Origin of the sequence: Blautia obeum ATCC 29174 (genome assembly GCF_025147765.1) — a bacterium.
GTDB lineage: Bacteria > Bacillota > Clostridia > Lachnospirales > Lachnospiraceae > Blautia_A > Blautia_A obeum.
The window spans coordinates 2,128,232-2,152,260 of sequence record NZ_CP102265.1 but is presented as its reverse complement, the minus strand read 5'-3'; the positions used below and the strand labels follow the sequence as shown (position 1 = coordinate 2,152,260).

General features: G+C 43.1%; 24 protein-coding genes. 23 read left to right on the top strand and 1 reads right to left on the bottom strand.

The window, feature by feature from the left end:
• The first annotated feature begins 160 nt into the window (after nt 1-160).
• The 23 genes from NQ503_RS10455 (at nt 161) to NQ503_RS10345 (ending at nt 22,774) form a co-directional block, all read left to right on the top strand.
• Complete coding sequence (locus tag NQ503_RS10455) at nt 161-1,414, top strand: O-acetylhomoserine aminocarboxypropyltransferase/cysteine synthase family protein (protein WP_005425528.1); 1,254 nt, start codon at nt 161-163, stop codon at nt 1,412-1,414.
• Nucleotides 1,401-2,264, top strand: coding sequence for a 4Fe-4S binding protein (locus NQ503_RS10450; protein WP_022389389.1), 864 nt, complete (start codon nt 1,401-1,403; stop codon nt 2,262-2,264). The genes NQ503_RS10455 and NQ503_RS10450 overlap by 14 nt, the downstream gene beginning before the upstream one ends.
• Nucleotides 2,257-2,505, top strand: a complete 249-nt coding sequence (locus NQ503_RS10445; protein WP_044925765.1) for a sulfurtransferase TusA family protein — start codon at nt 2,257-2,259, stop codon at nt 2,503-2,505. The genes NQ503_RS10450 and NQ503_RS10445 overlap by 8 nt, the downstream gene beginning before the upstream one ends.
• A gap of 1 nt (nt 2,506) precedes the next feature.
• Nucleotides 2,507-2,824 carry a thioredoxin family protein gene (locus NQ503_RS10440; RefSeq protein ID WP_022389391.1) on the top strand — a complete coding sequence of 106 codons (318 nt, stop codon included), beginning with the start codon at nt 2,507-2,509 and terminating at the stop codon, nt 2,822-2,824.
• A gap of 60 nt (nt 2,825-2,884) precedes the next feature.
• Nucleotides 2,885-3,094, top strand: coding sequence for a sulfur carrier protein ThiS (thiS, locus tag NQ503_RS10435; RefSeq protein ID WP_005425524.1), 210 nt, complete (start codon nt 2,885-2,887; stop codon nt 3,092-3,094).
• Nucleotides 3,094-3,900: a HesA/MoeB/ThiF family protein gene (locus NQ503_RS10430; protein ID WP_005425523.1), complete on the top strand. Its 807-nt coding sequence runs from the start codon at nt 3,094-3,096 to the stop codon at nt 3,898-3,900. Before thiS ends, NQ503_RS10430 begins: the two co-directional genes overlap by 1 nt.
• Nucleotides 3,901-4,359: 459 nt before the next feature.
• A complete protein-coding gene (locus NQ503_RS10425; protein WP_005425522.1) occupies nt 4,360-4,779 on the top strand; it encodes a M67 family metallopeptidase in 420 nt (139 codons plus the stop codon).
• A gap of 18 nt (nt 4,780-4,797) precedes the next feature.
• On the top strand, nt 4,798-6,492 hold the full coding sequence (locus tag NQ503_RS10420) for an adenylyl-sulfate reductase subunit alpha (protein ID WP_005425521.1): 1,695 nt from the start codon (nt 4,798-4,800) through the stop codon (nt 6,490-6,492).
• Nucleotides 6,473-6,784 carry a 4Fe-4S dicluster domain-containing protein gene (locus NQ503_RS10415; RefSeq protein ID WP_005425520.1) on the top strand — a complete coding sequence of 104 codons (312 nt, stop codon included), beginning with the start codon at nt 6,473-6,475 and terminating at the stop codon, nt 6,782-6,784. The genes NQ503_RS10420 and NQ503_RS10415 overlap by 20 nt, the downstream gene beginning before the upstream one ends.
• A gap of 28 nt (nt 6,785-6,812) precedes the next feature.
• Nucleotides 6,813-7,715 (top strand): sulfate adenylyltransferase subunit CysD, encoded by a 903-nt coding sequence (gene cysD, locus NQ503_RS10410; RefSeq protein ID WP_005425519.1) that lies wholly within the window; start codon nt 6,813-6,815, stop codon nt 7,713-7,715.
• A gap of 1 nt (nt 7,716) precedes the next feature.
• On the top strand, nt 7,717-9,408 hold the full coding sequence (locus NQ503_RS10405) for a sulfate adenylyltransferase subunit 1 (RefSeq protein WP_005425518.1): 1,692 nt from the start codon (nt 7,717-7,719) through the stop codon (nt 9,406-9,408).
• 256 nt (nt 9,409-9,664) lie between these two features.
• Complete coding sequence (locus NQ503_RS10400) at nt 9,665-10,234, top strand: glycerol-3-phosphate responsive antiterminator (RefSeq protein WP_005425515.1); 570 nt, start codon at nt 9,665-9,667, stop codon at nt 10,232-10,234.
• 32 nt (nt 10,235-10,266) lie between these two features.
• The gene (glpK, locus tag NQ503_RS10395) at nt 10,267-11,769 is read left to right on the top strand and encodes a glycerol kinase GlpK (RefSeq protein ID WP_005425514.1); all 1,503 of its coding nucleotides are present in this window, start codon (nt 10,267-10,269) and stop codon (nt 11,767-11,769) included.
• A 122-nt stretch (nt 11,770-11,891) separates the two neighbouring features.
• Nucleotides 11,892-13,352: an NAD(P)/FAD-dependent oxidoreductase gene (locus NQ503_RS10390; protein WP_154648336.1), complete on the top strand. Its 1,461-nt coding sequence runs from the start codon at nt 11,892-11,894 to the stop codon at nt 13,350-13,352.
• Nucleotides 13,349-14,626 (top strand): NAD(P)/FAD-dependent oxidoreductase, encoded by a 1,278-nt coding sequence (locus NQ503_RS10385; RefSeq protein WP_005425512.1) that lies wholly within the window; start codon nt 13,349-13,351, stop codon nt 14,624-14,626. Before NQ503_RS10390 ends, NQ503_RS10385 begins: the two co-directional genes overlap by 4 nt.
• A 3-nt stretch (nt 14,627-14,629) precedes the next feature.
• Nucleotides 14,630-14,989 (top strand): DUF1667 domain-containing protein, encoded by a 360-nt coding sequence (locus NQ503_RS10380; protein ID WP_044925762.1) that lies wholly within the window; start codon nt 14,630-14,632, stop codon nt 14,987-14,989.
• A gap of 138 nt (nt 14,990-15,127) precedes the next feature.
• Complete coding sequence (gene hemA / locus NQ503_RS10375; protein ID WP_129796101.1) at nt 15,128-16,357, top strand: glutamyl-tRNA reductase; 1,230 nt, start codon at nt 15,128-15,130, stop codon at nt 16,355-16,357.
• Nucleotides 16,347-16,832 (top strand): precorrin-2 dehydrogenase/sirohydrochlorin ferrochelatase family protein, encoded by a 486-nt coding sequence (locus tag NQ503_RS10370; RefSeq protein WP_005425427.1) that lies wholly within the window; start codon nt 16,347-16,349, stop codon nt 16,830-16,832. Before hemA ends, NQ503_RS10370 begins: the two co-directional genes overlap by 11 nt.
• Nucleotides 16,807-17,745 carry a hydroxymethylbilane synthase gene (gene hemC, locus NQ503_RS10365; protein ID WP_005425429.1) on the top strand — a complete coding sequence of 313 codons (939 nt, stop codon included), beginning with the start codon at nt 16,807-16,809 and terminating at the stop codon, nt 17,743-17,745. Before NQ503_RS10370 ends, hemC begins: the two co-directional genes overlap by 26 nt.
• The gene (cobA, locus tag NQ503_RS10360; protein WP_005425431.1) at nt 17,742-19,244 is read left to right on the top strand and encodes a uroporphyrinogen-III C-methyltransferase; all 1,503 of its coding nucleotides are present in this window, start codon (nt 17,742-17,744) and stop codon (nt 19,242-19,244) included. The genes hemC and cobA overlap by 4 nt, the downstream gene beginning before the upstream one ends.
• A gap of 30 nt (nt 19,245-19,274) precedes the next feature.
• Nucleotides 19,275-20,258 (top strand): porphobilinogen synthase, encoded by a 984-nt coding sequence (gene hemB / locus NQ503_RS10355; RefSeq protein ID WP_055055201.1) that lies wholly within the window; start codon nt 19,275-19,277, stop codon nt 20,256-20,258.
• Nucleotides 20,258-21,532, top strand: coding sequence for a glutamate-1-semialdehyde 2,1-aminomutase (gene hemL / locus NQ503_RS10350; protein ID WP_005425435.1), 1,275 nt, complete (start codon nt 20,258-20,260; stop codon nt 21,530-21,532). Before hemB ends, hemL begins: the two co-directional genes overlap by 1 nt.
• Before the next feature lie 129 nt (nt 21,533-21,661).
• Entirely contained in the window at nt 21,662-22,774 is a 1,113-nt protein-coding gene (locus NQ503_RS10345) for a lactonase family protein (RefSeq protein WP_044925751.1), read from the top strand.
• Between the two features lie 87 nt (nt 22,775-22,861).
• Here NQ503_RS10345 and aroC read toward each other — a convergent pair whose 3' ends face one another.
• Nucleotides 22,862-23,956 (bottom strand): chorismate synthase, encoded by a 1,095-nt coding sequence (gene aroC / locus NQ503_RS10340; protein ID WP_044925752.1) that lies wholly within the window; start codon nt 23,954-23,956, stop codon nt 22,862-22,864.
• Between the last annotated feature and the right edge of the window lie 73 nt (nt 23,957-24,029).

The following is a 24,029-nucleotide window of genomic DNA, read 5'->3' as shown; positions in this document are numbered from 1 at the left end:
TGTCAGAAGTACAGTGGCTGTTCTTTTTTTCTGCGTAATAAAGTTTAAAATTGTAAATTTATAGAAAAAATGGAAAAAAGCATACATTACCTATTGACATGGTATGTTTATAGGTATATAGTAATACCAACACAAATGAAAAGAAAAAAGGAGCACAGGAATGAAAGAATACGGTTTTAATACAACTTTGCTTCATGGGACAGAGGGTAACAATCCTCACGGTGCGACACAGGTACCGATCTACCAGTCCAGTGCATTCCGTCATGATACAGCTGAGGAACTTGAGAAAATCTTTTCAAATAAAATGGCTGGGTATTCTTACACAAGAATCAACAACCCGACGATAGAATCTTTTGAAAAAAGGATGGCAAAGCTTGAAGGCGGGATTGGAAGTGTGGCGTGTTCTTCCGGCATGGCGGCACTTAGCATGGCTCTTATGAATGTCCTTCAGAGAGGAGACCATGTTGTTGCAGCAGCTGGCTTATATGGAGGAACTGTGGAACTTCTGGATGAGCTGAAAGTATATGGTGTTACGACAACTTATGTAAAAGTCAATACACCGCAGGCTTTTGAGGCGGAAATCACCCCTGAGACCAGAGCTGTTTTTGCTGAGACAATCGGAAATCCGAAACTGGATGTCACGGATATTCAGGGAGTTGCAGAAATTGCACATAAATATGGAATTCCATTTCTTGTGGATAATACAGTAGCGACACCTTATCTGATCAATCCATTGAAACTTGGAGCAGATGTAGTTATTCATTCCTCTTCTAAATATATCAATGGAAGCAGTGATGCAATCAGTGGTATACTGATAAGCGGCGGAAAGTTTAAATGGGATGCAGATAAATATCCAGGAATGAAAGAATTCAAAAAGTTTGGACCTTTTGCTTATCTTGCTAAATTGCGAAACGGATTGTTTCGAAGCATGGGAGCCTGTCTGGCACCACAGAATGCTTTTCTCAATAATCTGGGACTTGAGACACTTGGTCTTCGAATGCAGCGCCACTGTAGTAACGCCATGGAGCTGGCGGAGTTTCTGAATGGATTAGGACACGGCATTACGGTTTCCTATCCGGGACTTAAGGAACATCCATATCATGAGATTGCGGCAAAACAGTTCCATGGTGGATTTGGAGCAATCATTACATTAAGAACAGAAAGCAAAGAAAGAGCTTTTCAGATATTAAATGAATTGAAAATTCCATGGCTGGTTTCCAATATTGGAGATACCAAGACACTAGTGATTCATCCATCGAGTACGATAGCAGCTCATTTGTCACAGGAGGAAAAAGAACTCTCAGGAGTTTATGATGATATGATTCGAATCAGTGTCGGAATTGAAGATATAGAAGATTTGAAAGAAGATTTCAAAAGAGTAATAGAAGGAGATGACGAAAATGGCAAAAGTTGATTACGCAACCTTAAAAAAAGGCGGATTTATGCGCCAGAAACAGAAAAATAATTTTTCACTCAGACTTGCCTGCGTTGGTGGAGCTCTTACGGCAGAGAACCTCAAAAAGATTGCGGAAGTTGCAGAAAAATACGGAGATGGATATGTTCATCTGACTTCCAGACAGGGAGTTGAGATTCCTTTTATTAAATTAGACGATATTGATGATGTAACAGCAGATCTTGCCAAAGGTGGATGTCGTCCGGGTGTCTGTGGACCGAGAGTCCGCACAGTAACAGCCTGTCAGGGCAATGCAGTCTGTCCAAGTGGAAATATCAACAGCTATGACATCGCAGTAAAATTAAACGAAAGATATTTTGGACGAGAACTTCCTCACAAGTTTAAATTTGGTGTGACGGGATGTCAGAACAACTGCCTCAAAGCAGAAGAAAATGATGTTGGAATCAAGGGAGCAGCACAGATCAGCTGGAAAGAAGATACCTGTATTCATTGTGGTGTCTGCGAAAAGGCATGTCGTGAAGAAGCAATTTCTTTCCAGGATGATAAACTGATCATCGATAATGAAAAATGCAACTATTGTGGCAGATGTGCAAAATCCTGTCCGGTAGATGCATGGGATGTAAATGAGGCATTTCTTGTATCATTTGGTGGTACTTTTGGAAATCATATCAGTAAGGGAAGAGAATTCCTTCCACTGATCACTTCTGAAGAGCAGCTGTTCCGTGTGACAGATGCAGCCATCCAGTTTTTTGCAGATCATGCAAATGCAGGAGAGCGATTCAAATTTACAATTGATCGAGTTGGAGAAGAAAAACTGTACGAAGTACTGAAAGGAGCTTATGATGGCTGATTATAAAATTGATGATACCGTAGATATTACGGATGTTGTATGTCCGGTAACATTTGTAAAAGCAAAGGTTGCGCTGGAGGAACTTGATGACGGACAGATTCTTGCTGTTCGTATGAATAATGGAGAACCGGTACAGAATGTTCCGAGAAGTATTAAAGAAGAAGGACATCAGATTCTGAAACTGGAAGACAATGGGGATGATACATTTACCCTGATCGTTAAGAAAGTAGAGGATGAATGATATGGCACTCAGAATCAATGCAGAGAATTTCGAAGAAAAAGTGTTAAAAGCAGATAAGCCGGTCCTCGTTGATTTTTACTCTGATACCTGTATTCCATGCAAACAGATGGCAGGAATACTTGGGGATATCGAAGATGAACATGAGGATACTGTTTATATTTACAAAGTGAACGTAAATTATGATAAGGCACTTGCTGAGCAATATAAGGTTATGTCTGTTCCGACGGTGATCTGTTTTGTGAACGGAGAACAGAAGGGGAAAGTAGTCGGACTGAAAGAACAGGAAGAAGTAGAAGCACTGTTTGAAGAATATCTTTGATAAGTTTATTTAATAAGTTTATGTGTGCGTGATCAAATATATAAAAGGAGAATAATCATTATGTTTATCAAAGTAGCAGGAGAAAAGAAAGAATATCCGGAAGGACTTACAGTTAAAGAACTGATTGAGAAAGAGGATGTAGAAACACCACAGTATGTTACAGTAACTATCAATGATGAATTCGTAGAAAGTGGAGCTTTTGAATCCACAGAAGTGAAAGACGGTGATGAAATCGAATTCCTGTACTTCATGGGAGGAGGAGCAAGATAATGGCATTTACGAATGAACAGTTAGAGCGTTATTCCCGTCATATCATCCTCAAAGAGGTTGGTGCCAAAGGACAGAAAAAACTCCTGAACGCCAGTGTACTGATTATTGGGGCAGGTGGACTTGGAGCACCGGCAGCTATGTATCTGGCGGCAGCAGGTGTAGGAACGATCGGAATTGCCGATGCGGATGAAGTTGATCTTTCCAATCTTCAGAGACAGGTTATCCATACAACAGCAGACCTTGGAAAAGCAAAAGTAAAGTCGGCAAAAGAAACCATGCAGGCAATCAATCCGGATGTCAAAGTAAATACATACCGCAAGTTCATCACATCCGAGAATATCATGGATATCATCAAAGACTACGACTTTATTATTGACGGAACCGATAACTTTCCGGCAAAATTCCTGATCAATGATGCCTGTGTCATGGCACAGAAACCATTCTCTCATGCAGGAATCATCCGTTTCAAAGGCCAGCTTATGACCTATGTTCCAGGAGAAGGACCATGTTATAGATGTGTATTTAAAGATCCGCCGCCGAAGGACGCAGTACCAACTTGTAAACAGGCCGGCGTTATCGGAGCTATGGGTGGAGTCATCGGAAGCCTTCAGGCAATGGAAGCAATCAAATACATTATCGGCAAAGGAGAACTTCTCACAGGAAGACTTCTTACCTATGATGCACTGTCTATGACTTTCCGTACCATTAAACTTCCAAAGAACCATGACTGCCCGGTATGCGGTGATCATCCGACGATCACCAAATTGATCGATTACGAGCAGGCAGAATGCGACATGCATATGTAATATGGATTATAGATTATAGACTATAGCCTTACGTGTGCGAGATCAAATATTTCATCGAAGATACGCTCTCGCTGCCTTCGACTGGCAGCGGATACTAAGGGATTAAAAAACAATCCCTAAGTACCGGCCGTCTCAGAGCATCTTCTCTCGAAATATTTATCCGCACACTGTGAATACGCAGAGATAACAATTATACTAAGACAAATTGCACTAAAAGATATATTACAATGCCTTCGGCACAGAATTTTGGTAGCCATTAGCTGAAACTGGCGAAGCTGACCGTGTGGAGCTAAATTCAAGTGTACAGATAAACAAATTCATAAGAAGATGCTCTGAGATGGTCGGTACTTAGTGACCGTATTGTGGTCACTTATGTACCGCTACCAATCGAAGGCAGCGAGAGCGTATCTTCGGTGAATTGTTTATCATGTACACGTAGTTATTAGAGGAACTTTTATTATGAAATTATATTTAAAAAAATCACACTATAATACCATCCTGACGCACTGCACCGCCGGCCTCCCAAATGAATCCTGCGGCCTCCTTGCAGGAACAGAAGAAGACGAAGAGATCACCGTCACGAAGGTCTATCTCCTCACAAATGTGGATGCCAGCAGAGAACATTTTTCCATGGATCCCAAAGAGCAGCTTGCAGCCCTCAAAGATGCCAGAGCAAACGGATACAAGATCATCGGAAACTTCCATTCCCATCCGGAATCCCCATCCCGCCCATCCGAAGAAGACAAACGCCTGGCATTTGACCCGACCATTGAATACCTTATCCTCTCCCTTATGGAAGAAGGAAATCCGGTACTCAAAGCATTCGGAATCGACAAAGAAAAAAATGTCACGATCCACGAGATCGAGATCACAGAATAAAGTAAGGAAGAAAAAACCATGAGCAAACCCTTACAGGTAAAACACTTACATACAGATGTCCTGATCATAGGCGGCGGAACTGCAGGCTGTTATGCCGCACTCACAATCAGCAGAAACTCTGGACTTAACATTCTTGTTGCAGAAAAGGCAAATATCAAACGAAGCGGCTGTCTTGCAGCAGGTGTCAACGCGATCAACGCCTATATTGTAAAAGGCCGCCGACCACAGGACTACGTAGATTACGCAACTAAAGATGCGGCAGGAATCGTCAGAAACGACCTCCTTCTGACAGCCGCAGAAGAATTTAACGAAGTAACGGCAGATATGGAAAAACTTGGTCTCGTGATCCTTAAAGATGAAAACGGAGACTATGTGGCAAGAGGAAACCGTAACATTAAGATCAATGGCGAAAACTTCAAACCACTTCTTGCGGATGCCGTATATAAAAGTGAAAACGTAGATGTTCTCAACTACGTAAACATCACAGACCTTCTTACGGAAAATGGAAGAGTCTACGGAGCTGTCGGTTTTTCCATCATGGAAGAAACTGCCTATGTGATCCATGCGAAAGCTGTTCTGATCGCAACAGGCGGAGCTGCCGGTCTCTACAAACCAAACAATCCGGGATTTTCCAGACATAAAATGTGGTATCCGCCATTCAATACAGGAGCCGGATACGCAATGGGAATCCGTTCCGGTGCAGAAATGACAACCTTTGAGATGCGTTTTATCGCACTTCGCTGTAAAGATACGATTGCTCCGACAGGAACCATCGCACAGGGCGTGCAGGCAAAGCAGGTCAACTCCAAAGGCGAAGTCTACGAGCATATTTATGGTCTGACTACCAGCCAGCGTGTGTATGGAACCGTCAAAGAAAACCAGCTTGGTCATGGCCCGTGTTACCTTAAGACTTCCGGTATCACATCCGAACAGGATCAGGATCTTCTCAAAGCATACCTGAACATGGCACCGAGCCAGACCCTCAAATGGATCGAGAGCGGCAAGATGCCGAGCGAACAGGACGTAGAGATCCAGGGAACAGAACCGTACATCGTAGGTGGTCATACAGCCAGTGGATTCTGGGTAGATACCAGAAGAGAGACTACCATCCACGGACTTTATGCAGCCGGTGATGTGGCAGGCGGATGTCCTCAGAAATATGTAACCGGTGCTCTGGCAGAGGGCAAGATCGCCTCTCTCGCAATCATCGAACAGTTAAAAGACGATCACAGTGAAGAAACATCCGAAATCGAAAAACAGGCACAGATGATCCTTGCTGACTACGAAAAGATTCGCAATGGAGAAAACGGACTGTTTACCATCGACGAACTGGAAGAAGCCATGCAGAAAGTCATGGACGAATATGCAGGTGGAATCGCCAGCAACTATCAGTTCAATGAGAAACAGTTAAATCTTGCAGAAGAAAAAATTACAAGATTAAGTGAACTGGCAGATCAGGTCGGTGCAGAAGATATGCATGAACTTCTTTTTGCATACGAATTAAAAGAAAGACTTCTTGTCTGTCAGGTGCTGATCGAGCATCTTAAGAATAGAAAAGAAACCAGATGGCATTCTTTCAATGAGAATCTAGATCATCCGGAAACAGACCAGAAGTTTGAAAAATATGTAAATTCCAGAATGGAAGACGGAAAGATCCGTATTCTGTTCCGGGATCTGGTAAAGGGGGATACTTATGAGCATACGAATTCGTGAAGAGCGATGTGTCGGCTGCGGTAAATGCCAGGAAGTATGTCCTGGTACCCTGATTCAGATCATAGGCAGAAAAGCAGTCATGAAATACCCGAAAAACTGCTGGGGCTGCGTTTCCTGCGTAAAAGAATGTAAGGCAGGAGCCATTGAATTTTATCTTGGCGCAGATATCGGTGGTATGGGTGGAACCATGAATGTTACCCAGAAAGGTGATCTCCTCAACTGGAACATCACCAGATCTGACGGCAGTGAACTGGTCATCAGCGTTGACCGGCGAAATTCCAATAAATATTAGTACAAAATATTAGCACAGGAGTAGAACTATGAGCGGATTATCACATTTAGATGAACTGGAAGCAGAAGCAATATATATTATCCGGGAAGTGGCAGCAGAATGCGAAAAACCTGTTATGCTTTATTCCATTGGAAAAGACAGCTCAGTGATGCTTCATCTCGCACTGAAAGCCTTTTATCCGGAAAAACCACCTTTCCCGTTTTTACATGTAAATACAACCTGGAAATTCAAGGAAATGATCGAGTTTCGTGACAAGACAGCAAAAGATCTTGGAATCGAAATGCTGGAATATATCAATGAGGACGGTGTGAAGCAGGGAATCAACCCATTTGACAACGGATCCGCTTATACTGATATCATGAAAACACAGGCTTTGAAGCAGGCCCTCAACAAATACGGATTTACCGCAGCATTCGGAGGCGGCCGTCGTGATGAGGAAAAGAGCCGTGCCAAAGAGAGGATCTTTTCTTTTCGTAATGAAAACCACGCCTGGGATCCGAAGAACCAGAGACCGGAGATGTGGAAACTTTACAATACAGAGATCAACAAAGGCGAGAGTATCCGTGTTTTCCCAATCTCCAACTGGACAGAGAAAGATATCTGGCAGTACATAAAAAGAGAAAATATTCCGATCGTGCCTCTTTACTTTGCAAAAGAGCGTCCGGTAGTATATCGTGACGGAAACATCATTATGGTGGATGATGACCGTATGCGTCTCAAACCTGGCGAGAAACCGGAAATGAAAAAAGTCCGTTTCCGTACTCTGGGCTGTTATCCACTGACCGGTGGTATCCTTTCTGATGCAGATACTCTTGATGCGATCATCGACGAGACATTAAGTTCTGTAGAATCTGAAAGAACCAGTCGAATCATTGATTCTGACGGCGGTGCAGCCAGCATGGAAAAGAGAAAGAGAGAGGGGTACTTTTAGAATGAGCGGTTTACTGAAATTTATTACCTGCGGAAGTGTGGATGATGGAAAATCTACACTGATCGGACATATACTTTACGATTCTAAGCTGCTTTATGCAGACCAGGAAAAAGCCCTGATCCTTGACAGTAAGGTAGGATCCAGAGGCGGTGCAATCGACTATTCACTTCTTCTGGATGGTCTGATGGCAGAGAGAGAACAGGGTATCACCATTGATGTTGCCTATCGTTATTTTACAACAGATAAGAGAAGCTTCATCGTTGCAGATACACCGGGACATGAAGAATATACAAGAAACATGGCAGTTGGTGCTTCTTTTGCACAGCTTGCAATCATCCTTGTCGATGCAAAACAGGGTGTTCTGGTACAGACAAGACGCCACAGCCGTATCTGTGCCCTGATGGGAATCCATCATTTTGTATTTGCTGTCAATAAGATGGACCTCGTAGATTATAGCGAAGAAAGATTCAATAAGATTGTAAAAGACATCAATGAACTTTCAGAAAATCTTGGACTTCAGGATGTTGTGATCATTCCGGTCAGTGCGACAGAAGGAGACAATGTAACTGTAAAATCTGAGAACATGCCTTGGTATACAGGCAAAACACTTTTGAATCATCTGGAAACAGTCGATGTGACAGAGACAGAGAGCGAAGCAGGATTCTACATGCCGGTTCAGAGAGTCTGCCGTCCTAACCACGAATTCCGTGGTTTTCAGGGACAGATTGAAAGTGGTAAGATCAAAGTCGGACAGACTATCACCACACTTCCAAGCAATGAGGCTGCAACGGTAAAATCTCTTCTGAACGGAAGTACTTCCGTAGAGGAAGCAGTGACAGGACAGGCAGTAACGATCCAGCTTGATAAAGAAGTAGATGTCAGCCGAGGCTGCGTACTCACTGACCAGGCCCGGCTCTCCGTAGCAAAAAGCTTTACTGCAACACTTCTCTGGATGGATGACAGTAAGCTGACACTTGGAAAAGAGTATCTGGTCAAACTGGGAACCAAGAGAATTCCTGGATTCATCCGTAGCATTAAATATAAAATCGATGTCAATACAGGTGAACATATCTCAGCAGATCATATTGAGAAAAATGAGATTGCTCTGTGTGAGATCGAACTGGCTGAGAAGATCGTTCTTGACGAGTTTAAGAAACACAAGACACTTGGCGAGATGATTTTGATCGACCGCGTAAGCCATATGACATCTGCCTGTGGTGTGCTTGAAACAGTAGAAAATGACGGAGAGAAACCATATTTCCAGAAAGATGACATCAAAGTCGGTGGTTATGTATTTGAAGAATTTTATTTTAATCTTGAAAATGTGATGATGTCCAAAGCTGGTTCTGATAAGAAGACTTATCATGTCGGTGACGAAGTGCCGGCTGTTGGGGACAGCTTCAAATATCCAGAATATTTTGATATTCTTTCTGTAGAGGATGGCGCAGCAGTTTTGATCCGCGATGGCAAGGTGGAAGATATTCAGAAGATTGAAGACTATCGTTATGCGGGACTTCCTGTTGTAGATGAGAGAGGAATGGCATTGCTTGTGAAGAGCAGAGCGGATCTTGAAAAATTCCTTGCGGAAGCAAAAGAGGTTACGGTAGAGAAACGCTCTGAGGTACACAATAAATGGTTTAGATTTGAAACATACAGGAAGGTTGTTTGTACGGACAACTTTTGGGTAATTTAAGGGTACTTCCTTAATAGGTTTGTGTATTAAAAATTATAATAATACATAACGGTATAATAAACAGAATGATAATTTTGTAAAAACACAATAAAAAAGATTTAACCTCTTTTTTATTGTGTTTTTTGATTATCTGTGGTATATTTATTTCAGATAAAAAATAATTCATGCCGAGACAGGAGAGCATATTGGAAACAGTGGATCGCTGTTTTACTTGTGCTCATTTTTTTTGCAAAGAACAGTGGGGAAGGAACTTAAGATGGAACGTATATTCTGGGAGGCAGTAGAAGAAAACCCAATCATAGCAGCAGTGAAAAATATGGAAGATCTGGAGAAGTGTTGCAGCCTTTCAGATATACATGTGGTGTTTATTTTATTTGGAGATATCTGTTCTATTGCCGACATTGTACAAAAGGTTAAAGAAGCGGGTAAGATTGCGATGATCCATGTTGACCTGATCGGAGGATTAAGTACGAGAGAAATTGCTGTTGAATTTCTAAAGAATAATACAGAAGCTGATGGAATCATTACGACAAAGCCGGCATTGGTCCGAAAGGCCAGAGAACTTTCTATGTATACGGTACTTCGTTATTTCCTTTTGGATTCGATGGCATACGAGAATATTCTTTCACAGCAGCACAGTGTACATCCTGATTTCATTGAAGTTCTTCCAGGTGCAATGCCAAAAGTTATACATAGACTGTGTGCTGAAATCAAAGTGCCTGTGATCGCCGGAGGTCTGATCACTGACAAAGAATCCGTGATGGGAGCCCTCACTGCCGGAGCGACAGCCGTCTCTTCAACCAATCATAAAGTGTGGAATTTGTAATTCCAGTACACTTTTAAAAGGGAGGTTTTTATATGAACAAATATATTATGGCGCTGGATGCGGGGACAACCAGCAATCGTTGTATCTTATTTAACGAAAAAGGAGAAATGTGCAGCGTGACACAGCGTGAATTTCACCAGTATTTTCCGAAGCCAGGCTGGGTAGAGCATGATGCGGATGAAATCTGGGCAAGCATGCTTGGTGTAGCAGTTGAAGCGATGAATATGATTGGAGCAGAGGCATGCGATATTGCGGCAATTGGTATTACGAATCAGCGTGAAACTGCAATTGTCTGGGATAAAAACACCGGTGATCCAATCTATCATGCAATCGTATGGCAGTGCCGCAGGACATCTGAGTATTGTGATTCTCTGAAAGCAAAGGGACTCACCGATAAATTCCGTATGAAGACCGGGCTGGTGATCGATGCGTATTTTTCAGCAACTAAGGTAAAATGGATTTTGGATAATGTACCGGGAGCCAGAGAAAAAGCAGAACGTGGAGACCTTCTTTTTGGAACAGTCGAAACCTGGCTGATCTGGAAACTGACCAAGGGTGCAGTACATATTACAGATTATTCCAACGCATCCCGAACAATGTTGTTTAATATCAATACGCTGCAGTGGGATGATGAAATACTTGAAGAACTGAATATCCCCAAATCTATGCTTCCGACACCAAAACCGTCCAGTTGTATTTATGGTACGGCAGATCCTTCTTTCCTGGGAGGACCAATTCCGATTGCAGGAGCTGCAGGAGACCAGCAGTCTGCATTGTTCGGACAGACTTGTTTCCAGCCAGGCGAAGCAAAAAATACATATGGTACCGGCTGCTTTCTTCTGATGAATACGGGTGAGAAACCTGTTTTTTCCGAAAATGGCCTGGTTACGACAATTGCCTGGGGCCTGGATGGCAAAGTGAATTATGCGTTGGAAGGTTCGATTTTTGTTGCAGGAGCTGCAATCCAGTGGCTTCGAGATGAAATGCGTCTGATTGATTCTGCTGAGGATTCGGAATATATGGCAAAGAAAGTCAAAGATACAAATGGTTGTTATGTTGTGCCAGCTTTTACCGGGTTGGGAGCTCCACACTGGGATCAGTATGCGAGGGGGACGATCGTTGGAATTACCCGTGGGGTAAATAAATATCACATCATCCGTGCGACGCTGGACTCTCTTGCATATCAGGTAAATGATGTGCTACAGTCCATGAGAGCAGATTCCGGTATTCAACTGGCTTCACTTAAGGTAGATGGAGGAGCCAGTGCGAATGACTTTTTGATGCAGACGCAGGCAGATATCATTAACGCTCCGGTCAATCGTCCACGATGCGTAGAGACAACGGCCATGGGTGCTGCTTATCTGGCAGGGCTTGCTGTCAAATACTGGACCAGCAAGGAAGAAGTCCTTCAGAATTGGACAATTGATAAGACCTTTATCCCAGAGATCACAGATGAAGCGCGAAGTAAACGCATTCGTGGATGGGAGAAAGCAGTCAAATATGCCTACGGATGGGCACGTGATGAAGAAAACTGATTACAAAAATAAAAATATATGATGGCATGAGAGAAGAGAGCCTGACATTAGATCCATGATACATGGGTTTATTTGTCGGGCTTTTTCTTATATAGAATTCAACAATGAGGAGGAAAATAAAAATGGAAAAATATGATGTGATCATTATTGGTGCTGGAGTTACCGGTACGGCAGTTGCAAGAGAACTGTCCCGTTATCAGATAAAAACCTGTGTACTGGAAAGAGAGGAAGATGTATGTTGTGGAACTTCCAAAGCAAACAGTGCGATCATCCATGCCGGTTACGATGCAGAACCGGGAACTTTGAAAGCAAAATTAAATGTAAGAGGAAATCTGCTGATTGGAGAACTGGCTGAAAAACTGGATTTTCCATTTAAACGGAATGGTTCACTTGTGCTATGTCTGGACGAAAAAGACTATCCAAATCTACAGAAGCTTTATGAAAAAGGAATTACAAATGGGGTAAAGAAGCTTCGGATTTTGAATCATGATGAAGTGCTGGAGATGGAACCAAATGTGTCTGAAAATGTGTACGCAGCTCTGTACGCGCCAACCGGTGGAATTGTGTGTCCGTTTAATATGACGATTGCTTTTGCGGAAAATGCCTGTGTCAATGGAGTGGAGTTTCGTTTTGATACAGAAGTATTAAACATTTCACGGATTTCTTCTGGTACAGAGAACTGGAAAATTGAAACAACTAGTGGTACTTATGAAACAAAATGTATTATTAATGCAGCTGGAGTCTATGCTGATCGTTTTCATAATATGGTCAGCGAAAAGAAAATTCATATTATACCACGTAAAGGTGAATACTGTCTCCTTGACAAAAGTGCGGGCAGCCATGTGAGTCATACAGTTTTTGCACTCCCGGGAAAATTTGGCAAAGGTGTTCTGGTTACGCCTACTGTTCATGGAAATCTGCTGATTGGTCCAACTGCACAGGATATTGAAAATAAAGAAGGAACAAATACAACAAGAGATGGGCTGGATCAGGTACTTATCAAATCCTCCAACAGCGTCAGAAATATTCCGACAAGACAGGTGATCACATCTTTTGCAGGTCTTCGAGCCCATGAAGACGGAGATGATTTTATTATTGGAGAAACGGAAAAAGATTTTATAGACTGTGCCGGAATTGAATCCCCGGGATTATCCAGTGCACCGGCAATCGGAGAAATGGTTGCAGATATTCTTAAGAAAAAATATGACCTGAAAGAAAAAGTAAACTTTGTATCAACAAGAAAAGGTATTGCTGACCTGAATGCAATGTCGCTTGAAGAGAGAAACGAATATATTCGTCGCAATCCGGCTTATGGAAATATTATTTGCCGATGTGAAATGGTAAGCGAAGGGGAAATTATTGATGCGATCAAAAGACCTGTTGGAGCCAGATCCCTTGATGGTGTCAAACGACGTACCAGAGCAGGCATGGGACGATGTCAGGCAGGCTTCTGTTCACCGAGAACAATGGGGATTCTTGCGAGAGAACTTGAAACTCCAATTGGAAAAATTACAAAATGTGGCGGAGATTCCAGAATCATTGAAGGCGTAAATAAAGATTCATTTCAGGAGGGAAACAAATGAAAACATATGATATTGTAATCATTGGTGGTGGCCCGGCAGGATTGTCGGCAGCTGTTGCAGCACGAAAGAATGGAACAGAAAGTATTTTGATTCTTGAAAGAGACAAGGAACTCGGAGGAATTCTGAATCAGTGTATTCACAATGGATTTGGTCTTCATACATTTCAGGAAGAACTGACAGGACCGGAATATGCTGGACGTTTTATCACACAGGTTATTGAATTGGGAATAAAGTATAAATTACACACTATGGTCATGGATATCAGTGCTGACAAGGTTATAACAGCGATAAACCGTGAAGATGGAATGTTTCAGATCCAGGCAAAAGCAGTGATTCTTGCAATGGGATGCAGAGAACGTTCCCGGGGAGCACTTAATATTCCGGGATACCGTCCGGCAGGCATTTTTTCGGCAGGAACTGCACAGCGTCTTGTTAACATTGAGGGATATCTTCCAGGACGCAAAGTTGTGATTCTTGGATCAGGTGATATTGGTCTGATCATGGCAAGAAGAATGACTCTGGAAGGTGCAGAAGTACAAGTTGTTGCAGAACTGATGCCATATTCCGGCGGATTGAAGCGAAATATTGTACAGTGTCTGGATGATTTTGGAATTCCGCTGAAACTTAGCCATACTGTAATCGATATAAAAGGAAAAGAAAGAGTGGAGGGTATTACTCTTGCAGAAGTAGACAAGTCAGGTAAGCCAATTCCTGGAACAGAGGAAGAATATGAATGTGATACGCTGCTTCTTTCGGTTGGTTTGATTCCGGAAAATGAAATTTCACGTGGAATGGGAGTTGAACTGAATCCGGTCACTTCAGGCCCAAGGGTAAATGAAAGCCTGGAAACAAACATGGAAGGTGTTTTTGCATGTGGAAATGTGCTTCATGTTCATGATCTGGTGGATTTTGTATCGGAAGAGGCTGCAGCTGCCGGACGGAATGCATCCATGTATGTTCGGAGAAAAGAGAATGCAGGTGAATCCTATAAAGATGCACGAGAAATACTTTTGGTGCCAGAAGCAGGAGTAAGATATACGGTTCCTTCCGTGATTCGCATAGAACATATGGCAAAAGAGCTGACAGTTCGTTTCCGCGTCGGCGGAGTATATAAAAACTGTTATATTAGCTGTTATTTAGGTAAAGAGAGAATTATCCACAGAAAACGTCCGGTAGTGGCACCTGGTGAGATGGAACAGATCAAACTGACAAAAGAACAGCTGCTGGGATATCCATATGCAGATAAAATCACACTTAAAATTGAGGAGGAATAGAGTATGGAGACGAGAAATCTGACATGCATTGGCTGTCCAATGGGCTGCCCGCTTACAGTGAAAATAGAAAATGGAACCGTATTAAGTGTAGAAGGAAATACCTGTAAAAGAGGTGCAATATATGGAAAGAAGGAGGTAACAGATCCGACTCGTATTGTAACAACAACCGTTCACGTATCTGGTGGTGTTGAAAATATGGTATCTGTCAAAACACAGAGCGATATTCCAAAAGATAAAATTTTTGACTGTATTCATGCACTTAAAAATATTACTGTTTCTGCACCTGTGCATATCGGAGATGTGATTCTTAAAGATATTGCGCATACAGGTGTCGCCATCATCGCAACTAAAAATGTCGAGTAAATCCATTCAATTCCATTGACAATCCAGCATGAAAAGTCTATCATAAAAACGGTATGTTTTCCTGAAAATCCACCTCAGACAGGGGTGGATTTCGTTCAGGAAAGGGTATTATACATCAACAAAGGAGAATTACATATCATGACAATATCCATGATAGGCATCGATCATGACAGAGCGCCCGTAGATATCCGGGCTTTGTTTGCGTTTACAAAGAAAAATGCCGGTGAAGCAATGGAAAAACTCAAAGAGACAGCAGGAATCCATGGCTGTATCATACTTTCAACCTGCAATCGTCTTGAAATTTGGGCAAGCCACGAAGACGACCAGGAACTTTCTCTTTACCAGTGCCTTTGCCAGCTTAAAAATATACAGGATGATTCTTATGAATCTTATTTTGTTTCAAGAACAGACCGTGAGGCTGCAGAACATCTTTTTTATCTGGCAGGAGGACTGAAATCTCAGATTCTGGGTGAAGATCAGATCCTGACGCAGATTAAAGATGCACTGAACCTTGCAAGGGAACATTTTACGACAGATAGTATACTGGAAGTCCTTTTTCGCATGGCTGTTACAGCCGGAAAGAAAATCAAGACAGAAGCACCACTTGCACATGGAAATCCATCGGTTATCCATCAGGCGGTCAGTCACCTGAAAGAGCAGGGATATGATATGCATGGAAAAATCTGCATGGTGATCGGAAATGGTGAAATGGGAAAAGTTGCAGCACAGACTTTGCGGGATGCAGGGGCAAATGTAACGGTAACTGTCCGTCAGTACCGCAGTGGTATGGTGAGTATTCCGATAGGATGCAGCCGCATTCATTATGGAGAACGCATGAACTTTTTGCCAAACTGCGATATTGTAGTCAGTGCGACCGCCAGCCCGAATTTTACTTTGCGGGAAGAATTGTTCCGGGACATTACGATCCGGAAGCCACTTTTGCTTTTGGATCTTGCGGTTCCGAGAGACATTGAACCATCTCTGGGCAGAAAAGAAAATATTACGCTTTATGATATGGACAGCTTCCATACAGAAAAACTGTCACCGGAAGCCAATGAGAGTCTGGTCAGGGCAGCTGCAATCGTAGAAGAACAGATGGCTGAATTTTTTCAGTGGCTGGATGGAAGAGATGTAATTCCGAGAATTCAGGAGATTAAGGCAGAGGCTGTTCAGGATCTGAATCTCCGTATTGAAAAGATACTCAAAAAGACACCTATGCAGGAAGAAGACAGAGTGCAGCTTCTCGAGGCAGTGGATACCGCAGCGGGAAAAGTTGTCAATAAAATGATCTTTGGGCTCAGAGACAGCCTGAATCAGGAAGCTTTTCTGGAATGTGTGGCAGGATTGGAGAAAGTATATGAAGAATAAACGATATTTTCCGATGTTTATTGATCTGTCCGATAAAAAGATCGTTGTAGTTGGTGGCGGAAATATTGCGACCAGGAGAATAAGGACATTGCTGCAGTTTACAAGAAATATTACGGCAATTGCACCGAAATCGACTATGGAGCTGCAGGAACTTGGCAAAACCGGTTATGTCAATCTGATTACACGTCCGGTAAAAAGGTCAGATTTTGATATGGCATATATGGTGATCGCAGCTACAAACGACTGGAAATTAAACGATGAGATATACCGCGTCTGTAAAGAAGAGGGAATTTATGTCAATGTTGCAGACGATAAGAGTAAATGCGATTTCTATTTCCCGGGTATTTATATGAAAGATGAAGTTGTGATCGGAATTACCGCCAGTGGCCTGGATCACAGCAGAGCCAAAAAAGTCCGCTTGGCAATTCAGGAAGCAATGGAGGCATCAGATGATACAGACAACAGCGAAGAATAAAGTTATTATCGGAAGCAGAGAGAGCCGTCTTGCTGTTTTACAGAGTGAGATGGTACGTGATTACATAAAAGAACAGCATCCGGGACTGGATGTTGAAATTCTTACAATGAAAACAACTGGAGACAAAATCCTTGACCGGACACTTGACAAAGTTGGCGGAAAAGGCCTTTTTGTAAAAGAACTGGACAAGGCATTGCTGGAAGGCAGAACAATGCTGTCTGTGCACAGTCTGAAAGACATGCCGATGGAAGTTCCGGAAGACCTGCCACTGCTTGCTTTTTCCAGAAGAGAGGATCCGAGAGATGTTCTGGTGCTGCCGGAGGGTGCAGCCAGCCTGGATCCTTTGAAACCTCTGGGCTGTTCCAGTCTTCGTCGCACTTTGCAGCTGCAAACAATTTATCCGGATATGAAAGTGAAAAGTATCAGGGGAAATCTTCAGACAAGACTGCGTAAGCTGGATGCAGGAGAATATGCGGGGCTGATCCTTGCGGCAGCAGGCCTGAAGCGTCTGGGCCTGGAAAAAAGAATTCATCGTTATTTTTCAGCAGATGAGATTCTTCCGGCAGCCGGACAGGGGATTCTTGCCGTACAGGGACATAAAGGCCTGAAATATGAATATCTGAGTGGATATAAGGACGAGGATGCATGGATAGCAGGCACTGCAGAAAGAGCTTTTGTCAGATATCTGGACGGAGGCTGTTCCTCACCGGTTGCTGCATTTGGTATTGTGGAAGGTGAGGAGCTGTTTCTTCGAGGACTTTATTACAGGGAAAAAGATGGCAGATATTTTAAAGACAGTATCCGAGGACCAAAGACAGAAGCGGCCCGCCTGGGTATGTGTCTGGCCGAACAAATGAAGCGTGAGCATGAAGAACAGGAGAACGACAAATATACAGGAGGAGAGCCAGTATGAAAAAAGGAAAAGTGTGGCTTGTGGGAGCCGGACCGGGTGATATCGGGCTTTTCACACTGAAAGGTATGGAAGTGCTTCAGCAGGCGGAGGTCGTGGTATATGACAGCCTGGTGGGGCAGGGGGTCCTTGCAAAAGTGCCGACCACGGCTCGTCTGATCGATGTAGGAAAACGTGCTGATAAGCATACGATGCCACAGGAACAGATCAATCAGGTATTGCTTGAAGAAGCGCAGAAAGGTCAGCGCGTGGTTCGCTTGAAAGGAGGAGACCCGTTTCTTTTTGGAAGGGGCGGAGAAGAACTGGAACTTCTGACTGTAAATGGTATTCCCTATGAAATCGTTCCAGGTGTGACTTCATCCATTGCAGTTCCTGCATATAATGGAATTCCGGTAACGCACAGGGATTTTTGCTCTTCTGTGCATATTATTACCGGACACAGACGTGCCGGAAAGGAATACGATATAGATTTTAAAGCTCTGGTCAATACAAAGGGAACTCTGGTATTTCTGATGGGTATTGCGGCACTGTCAGATATTTGTTTTGGTTTACTTGAAGCTGGAATGGATCCGGCTATGCCGGCGGCCGTTCTCCAAAAGGGAACTACGGCAGATCAAAAGAGGGTGGTGGCAACCGTAGCAACTCTGAAGGAGGAAGTAGACCGTCAGGGAATAGAAACACCGGCGATCATTGTTGTCGGAAAGGTATGCAGACTTGCAGATGAATTTGGCTGGTATGAAAAACTTCCTCTTGCAGGATGGAAAGTTCTTGTAACCCGTCCAAAGGGGCGTAGTTCACGAACCGCGGAGGAATTGCGCAGAAGGGGCGCGGAAGTTCTGGAACTTCCATCAATTCGAACAGTTCCGCTTGAAGATCAGAGTACACTTGTTCATGCATTTGAGGAAATTTCCTCTTACCAGTGGATCGTATTTACCAGTCCGACCGGGGTGGAAATCTTTTTTGATGAGCTGAAAAAAGCACATAAAGATATTCGCAGTCTGGCAGGAGCACAGATTGCTGCAATTGGTCAGGGCACGGCAAAAGTTCTGGAAGACAGGGGCATTCTTGTTGATCTGATTCCGGAAGTTTATGATGGCGAATCACTTGGCGAAGCACTGGCAGTGAAACTTCAAGGAGGAGAGAAGATTCTCCTGCCGAGGGCGAGAAGAGGCAATCAGAAGCTTGTAAAGATTCTTAAGGAACAAGGTGGACAGGTCAGTGATATTCCAACCTATGATACAGTATATGAGAAAAGCAGTCTGATTCATATTGACAGGGAAATTGAAAGTGATTCCATAGATTGTGTAGTATTTACAAGCGCATCTACTGTAAAAGGATTTGTAGAGAGTACCGGGCTTTTGGATTACTCCAAAGTTACTGCGGCATGCATTGGAAAACAGACAAAAGCTGCGGCAGACGATTATGGAATGCAGACATATATGTCAGAAAAAGCAACCATTGATTCGCTTGTAGAACTGGTTGTTAAAATAAAAAACAGATAAGGTAAACAAATAAGGAAGAGGTGCATTAAAATGGATCTGATTCAGAGACCAAGAAGACTTCGTGGAAGTGAAACATTACGTAAAATGGTAAGAGAAACAAGAATTGATAAATCATCGCTGATCTATCCGCTTTTTGTAAAAGAAGGTACTGGAATTGAAGAGGAAATTCCGTCTATGGAGGGACAGTACCGTTACAGTGTGGATCGTCTTCCATATGAACTGGAACGTCTGCAGAAAGCAGGAGTCAGCAGCATCATGCTTTTCGGTATTCCAGATCATAAAGATGAAGTGGGCAGTGGCGCATATGATGAATACGGAATTGTTCAGAAAGCACTGAGAGAGGCCAGAAGACAGTTCCCGGATCTTTACTATATTACAGATGTATGTATGTGTGAATATACTTCTCATGGCCATTGTGGTGTGCTCTGCGGACATGAGGTTGAAAATGATGCGACGTTAGATCTGCTTGCAAAGACAGCACTCTCTCATGTAGAGGCAGGTGCTGATATGGTGGCGCCTTCCGATATGATGGATGGCCGTGTGCGTGCAATCCGTGAGTGCTTGGATAAAGCAGGACATAAAGAAACACCAATCATGTCTTATGCAGTCAAATATGCATCGGCTTTTTATGGCCCGTTTCGTGATGCGGCAGGTTCTGCACCATCTTTTGGAGACCGTAAAAGTTACCAGATGGATTACCATAATCGTCGTGAAGGAATGAAAGAGGCACTGACAGATATTGAAGAAGGTGCAGATATTATTATGATCAAGCCGGCAATGTCTTATCTTGATATGGTTTCAGAAGTATCAAAAGCAACCAATGTACCGATCGCAGCGTACAGTGTCAGCGGTGAATATGCCATGGTCAAGGCTGCCGCTAAAATGGGCTGGATCGATGAAGAAAAAATCGTCTGCGAAATGGCAGCAAGTGCATACAGAGCAGGTGTGAATATATATCTTACCTATTATGCAAAAGAACTTGCACGTTTTATTGATGAAGGGAGAATTGGATAATGGGAAGATCAGAAGAATTATTTGAACGGGCGGTCAAAAGAATTCCGGGAGGGGTTAACAGTCCGGTAAGAGCTTATGGTGCAATTGGAATGGCACCGAGATTTATCAAACGTGCGGATGGATGCCATATTTATGATGTAGATGATAACTGTTATGTTGATTATATTGACTCCTGGGGACCAATGATCCTTGGACATAATTTTCCAGAAATCCGGGAGGCAGTGGTAAAAGCATGTGCGGAAGGCTTGAGCTTTGGATGTGCTACAGAGATTGAAGTGGAAATGGCAGAATTTATCTGTGAGCATCTTCCACATGTGGAAATGGTACGTATGGTAAATTCCGGTACAGAAGCAGTTATGAGTGCGATCCGTGCAGCCAGAGGCTATACAGGAAGGGACAAAATCATTAAATTTGCCGGATGTTACCATGGACACAGTGATGCGCTGCTGGTAAGTGCCGGTTCTGGTGTGATGACGAGTGGGGTACCAGACAGCGCCGGTGTACCAAAGGGATGTACCCAGGATACGATGACCGCGGTCTATAATGATCTTGACAGTGTAAAAGCTCTTTTGGAGCAGGCAAAAGGACAGGTTGCAGCGGTGATTGTTGAACCGGTAGCTGCCAACATGGGTGTGGTTGCTCCGAAAAAAGGTTTTCTGGAAGGCCTTCGTACTTTGTGCGATCAGCATGGAACACTGTTGATCTTTGATGAGGTTATTACAGGATTTCGTCTGGCATTTGGCGGTGCCGCTGAATATTTTGGCGTAACACCGGATATGGTGACTTACGGCAAGATCATAGGTGCGGGTATGCCGGTGGGAGCATATGGCGGAAGAAGAGAAATCATGGAAATGGTTTCTCCTGCAGGTCCGGTATATCAGGCTGGTACTTTAAGTGGAAATCCGATTGCAATGGCAGCAGGACTTACACAGCTGAAATATCTGTATGAACATCAGGAAGTATATAAGGAGCTGGAAGAAAAAGGCCAGAAACTGTATGGAGGAATTGAAGAAATCCTGAAAGAGGCAGGAAGTGAATATCATGTAAATCATGTTTCTTCTCTGGGAAGCCTGTTTTTTGCAAAAGAAGAAGTGGTGGATTATACTTCAGCCAAGTCTTCTGATACAAAAGCATTTGCAGATTATTTCCTAGCCATGCTGAAACAGGGAATCCATCTGGCACCTTCTCAATTTGAAGCAATGTTCCTTTCAACAGCGCATTCCGATGAAGTACTTGAAGATACACTTACCAAGATCCGAAATTACTTTATGTAAAGTACGTAAGAAAATACACATTCAACAGAGAATGTCAACTTGTTCTTGCAAATGAATTGTGCTATAATTAGGACACCAAATGCGGATAGAGCTTTCGCACATATTCATCGAATTTTAGGAGGCAGTATAATGGGGAACAAGAAATATGTGGCCTATGTGGGTACATACACTTATGGTACCAGTAAGGGCATTCAGGTTTATGATGTAGATGTGGAGAATGGTAAACTGATCGAACGAAGCGAAGTTAACGTCAGCAATGCATCTCACACAGCAGTTTCCAAAAACGGTAAGTATCTGTATTCTATTGAGGACGAGGGTGTTGCGGTATTCAAACGTGACGAGAACGGAGACCTTGTTCGAATTAACAGTGTAGGAATTGACGGCATGAGAGGCTGTTTCCTTGCTACAGATGTGGACGGTCGTTATCTTTATGTTGCGGGATATCACGATGGCAAAGTAACGGTTGTACATACACATAAAGATGGAAGTCTTGGCCGTATTATGGATGGGGTATTTCATAAAGGACTTGGAAGTGTCGCAGAGCGTAACTTCCGTCCACATGTAAACTGTGTACGTCCGACACCGGATAATAAATATCTTTGTGCAGTTGACAATGGAATTGATCAGGTTAAGATCTATCGGATCAACAAAAGACGCCATAAACTGGAATTAGTAGATATTCTTCGCTGCCCGAGAGAGAGTGGACCAAGAATCATTCGTTTCAGTGCTGATGGAAAGTATGCATATATTCTGTTCGAATTAAGTAATGAGATTAAAGTTTACAGTTATGATGGAAGTGGAAACAATCCGGAATTTGAACTTCTGCAGAGTGTTTCTACATTGAGTAAGCAACATGACAAGGATGCGATTCACAATGCGGCTTCCGGTCTGGCACTTGCTCCTGATGGCAAACATCTTTTCTGCACAACAGCTGGTGAAAACACAGTCTCCATGTATGAGATTGATGCAGAAACCGGACTTCTGGAGAAAAAGTTCACTCTGCCGATCAGCGGTGATTATCCGAAGGATATAGTAATCTTCCCTGACAATCAGCATATTGCTGTTGCGAACCATGCAAGTAATACAATCACAACATTCAAAGTGGATTATGAGAAGAATATTATTGTGATGAATGATAAACCACATAAAATTGAAACTCCAAACAGTATTCATATGTGGCCGGTACCACAGGACTTTGATGCTGTCGAACCTTTAGCTGATGCAGAAGATGAGCAGGAGTGATTTTTCTCATATATATTTGTAAATGTAAAGATCCCGCAGTTATGACTGCAGGATCTTTTTTGCGTTATAGAAGCGACTCTGTCTGATTTATTTTGTGTAAAATTTCTGAATATAGTCCAGACGGGAAGTCATATTGGCAAAAAGTGCATCTGTAATTGCAAGCGCACACATAGATTCAATAACGACAACTGCCCTTGGTACGATGACTGGATCGTGACGTCCATGAATTTCAAGAGAAATATTTTTGCCGTTGCATGTAGTTGTTTCCTGTGGCTGGCTAATGGAAGGGGTTGGTTTGATATAAGCACGGAGAATGATCTCGCTTCCATCACTGATACCACCCATGATGCCACCGGCGTGATTGCTTGTTTTGCTGATTTGCCCGTTTTCAAAATGAAATCCATCATTATCATCGGAACCGTTCATATGTGCAACTTCTGTACCGTCACCGATTTCGACAGCTTTAACAGCACCGACAGACATAACTGCCTGGGCAAGTACTGCATCAAGTTTTTCGAAGACAGGGCTTCCAAGACCTGCTGGGACACCTGTGATACGACACTCTACAACACCACCGGCACTGTCCTGGCTTTTCATACATTTCTCCAGATATGCACCTGCCCTGGCAGCGGCATCCGCATCTGGCATATAAAATGCATTATTGTTGATTTCTTCTGAATCAAATTTTTTGATGGAAACAGGTCCGATGGATTTTGTATAAGTACAGAAAGAAATCCCTAAAGTTTCCAGAATTTTGGAGGCAATTGCACCTGATGCCACACGCCCGATAGTTTCCCGACCGGAAGAGCGGCCGCCGCCTCGATAATCACGAAAACCGTATTTGGCATCAAAAGTATAATCTGCGTGTCCGGGACGATAGGAAAGCGCAATATTGCCGTAATCTCTGGAACGCTGGTCAGTGTTGCGGACTATTAATGAAATTGGGGTACCGGTAGTTTTTCCCTCAAAAATGCCGGAAAGGATTTCGACAAGATCGCCCTCTTTACGTGCAGTTGTGTAGCGGCTCTGACCGGGTTTGCGTCTGTCGAGAAATTTTTGGATGTCTTCTTCACAGAGAGAAAGTCCTGCCGGGCAGCCGTCCACAACAGCACCAAGCGCTTTTCCATGAGATTCCCCCCAGGTAGTTACAGTGAAATGTGTACCAAAGCTGGATTTATTCATAAGTCTTATTGAGTCCTCCCTTATTACTGTAGTCCATCTTAACATATTAAATAAAGAAAGTCTACAATTTACA

Coding starts and splice junctions, on each gene's coding strand:
- NQ503_RS10455 (WP_005425528.1), top strand. CDS start 161: ATGAAAGAATACGGTTTTAATACAACTTTGCTTCATGGGACAGAGGGT.
- NQ503_RS10450 (WP_022389389.1), top strand. CDS start 1,401: ATGGCAAAAGTTGATTACGCAACCTTAAAAAAAGGCGGATTTATGCGC.
- NQ503_RS10445 (WP_044925765.1), top strand. CDS start 2,257: ATGGCTGATTATAAAATTGATGATACCGTAGATATTACGGATGTTGTA.
- NQ503_RS10440 (WP_022389391.1), top strand. CDS start 2,507: ATGGCACTCAGAATCAATGCAGAGAATTTCGAAGAAAAAGTGTTAAAA.
- thiS (WP_005425524.1), top strand. CDS start 2,885: ATGTTTATCAAAGTAGCAGGAGAAAAGAAAGAATATCCGGAAGGACTT.
- NQ503_RS10430 (WP_005425523.1), top strand. CDS start 3,094: ATGGCATTTACGAATGAACAGTTAGAGCGTTATTCCCGTCATATCATC.
- NQ503_RS10425 (WP_005425522.1), top strand. CDS start 4,360: ATGAAATTATATTTAAAAAAATCACACTATAATACCATCCTGACGCAC.
- NQ503_RS10420 (WP_005425521.1), top strand. CDS start 4,798: ATGAGCAAACCCTTACAGGTAAAACACTTACATACAGATGTCCTGATC.
- NQ503_RS10415 (WP_005425520.1), top strand. CDS start 6,473: ATGAGCATACGAATTCGTGAAGAGCGATGTGTCGGCTGCGGTAAATGC.
- cysD (WP_005425519.1), top strand. CDS start 6,813: ATGAGCGGATTATCACATTTAGATGAACTGGAAGCAGAAGCAATATAT.
- NQ503_RS10405 (WP_005425518.1), top strand. CDS start 7,717: ATGAGCGGTTTACTGAAATTTATTACCTGCGGAAGTGTGGATGATGGA.
- NQ503_RS10400 (WP_005425515.1), top strand. CDS start 9,665: ATGGAACGTATATTCTGGGAGGCAGTAGAAGAAAACCCAATCATAGCA.
- glpK (WP_005425514.1), top strand. CDS start 10,267: ATGAACAAATATATTATGGCGCTGGATGCGGGGACAACCAGCAATCGT.
- NQ503_RS10390 (WP_154648336.1), top strand. CDS start 11,892: ATGGAAAAATATGATGTGATCATTATTGGTGCTGGAGTTACCGGTACG.
- NQ503_RS10385 (WP_005425512.1), top strand. CDS start 13,349: ATGAAAACATATGATATTGTAATCATTGGTGGTGGCCCGGCAGGATTG.
- NQ503_RS10380 (WP_044925762.1), top strand. CDS start 14,630: ATGGAGACGAGAAATCTGACATGCATTGGCTGTCCAATGGGCTGCCCG.
- hemA (WP_129796101.1), top strand. CDS start 15,128: ATGACAATATCCATGATAGGCATCGATCATGACAGAGCGCCCGTAGAT.
- NQ503_RS10370 (WP_005425427.1), top strand. CDS start 16,347: ATGAAGAATAAACGATATTTTCCGATGTTTATTGATCTGTCCGATAAA.
- hemC (WP_005425429.1), top strand. CDS start 16,807: ATGATACAGACAACAGCGAAGAATAAAGTTATTATCGGAAGCAGAGAG.
- cobA (WP_005425431.1), top strand. CDS start 17,742: ATGAAAAAAGGAAAAGTGTGGCTTGTGGGAGCCGGACCGGGTGATATC.
- hemB (WP_055055201.1), top strand. CDS start 19,275: ATGGATCTGATTCAGAGACCAAGAAGACTTCGTGGAAGTGAAACATTA.
- hemL (WP_005425435.1), top strand. CDS start 20,258: ATGGGAAGATCAGAAGAATTATTTGAACGGGCGGTCAAAAGAATTCCG.
- NQ503_RS10345 (WP_044925751.1), top strand. CDS start 21,662: ATGGGGAACAAGAAATATGTGGCCTATGTGGGTACATACACTTATGGT.
- aroC (WP_044925752.1), bottom strand. CDS start 23,956: ATGAATAAATCCAGCTTTGGTACACATTTCACTGTAACTACCTGGGGG.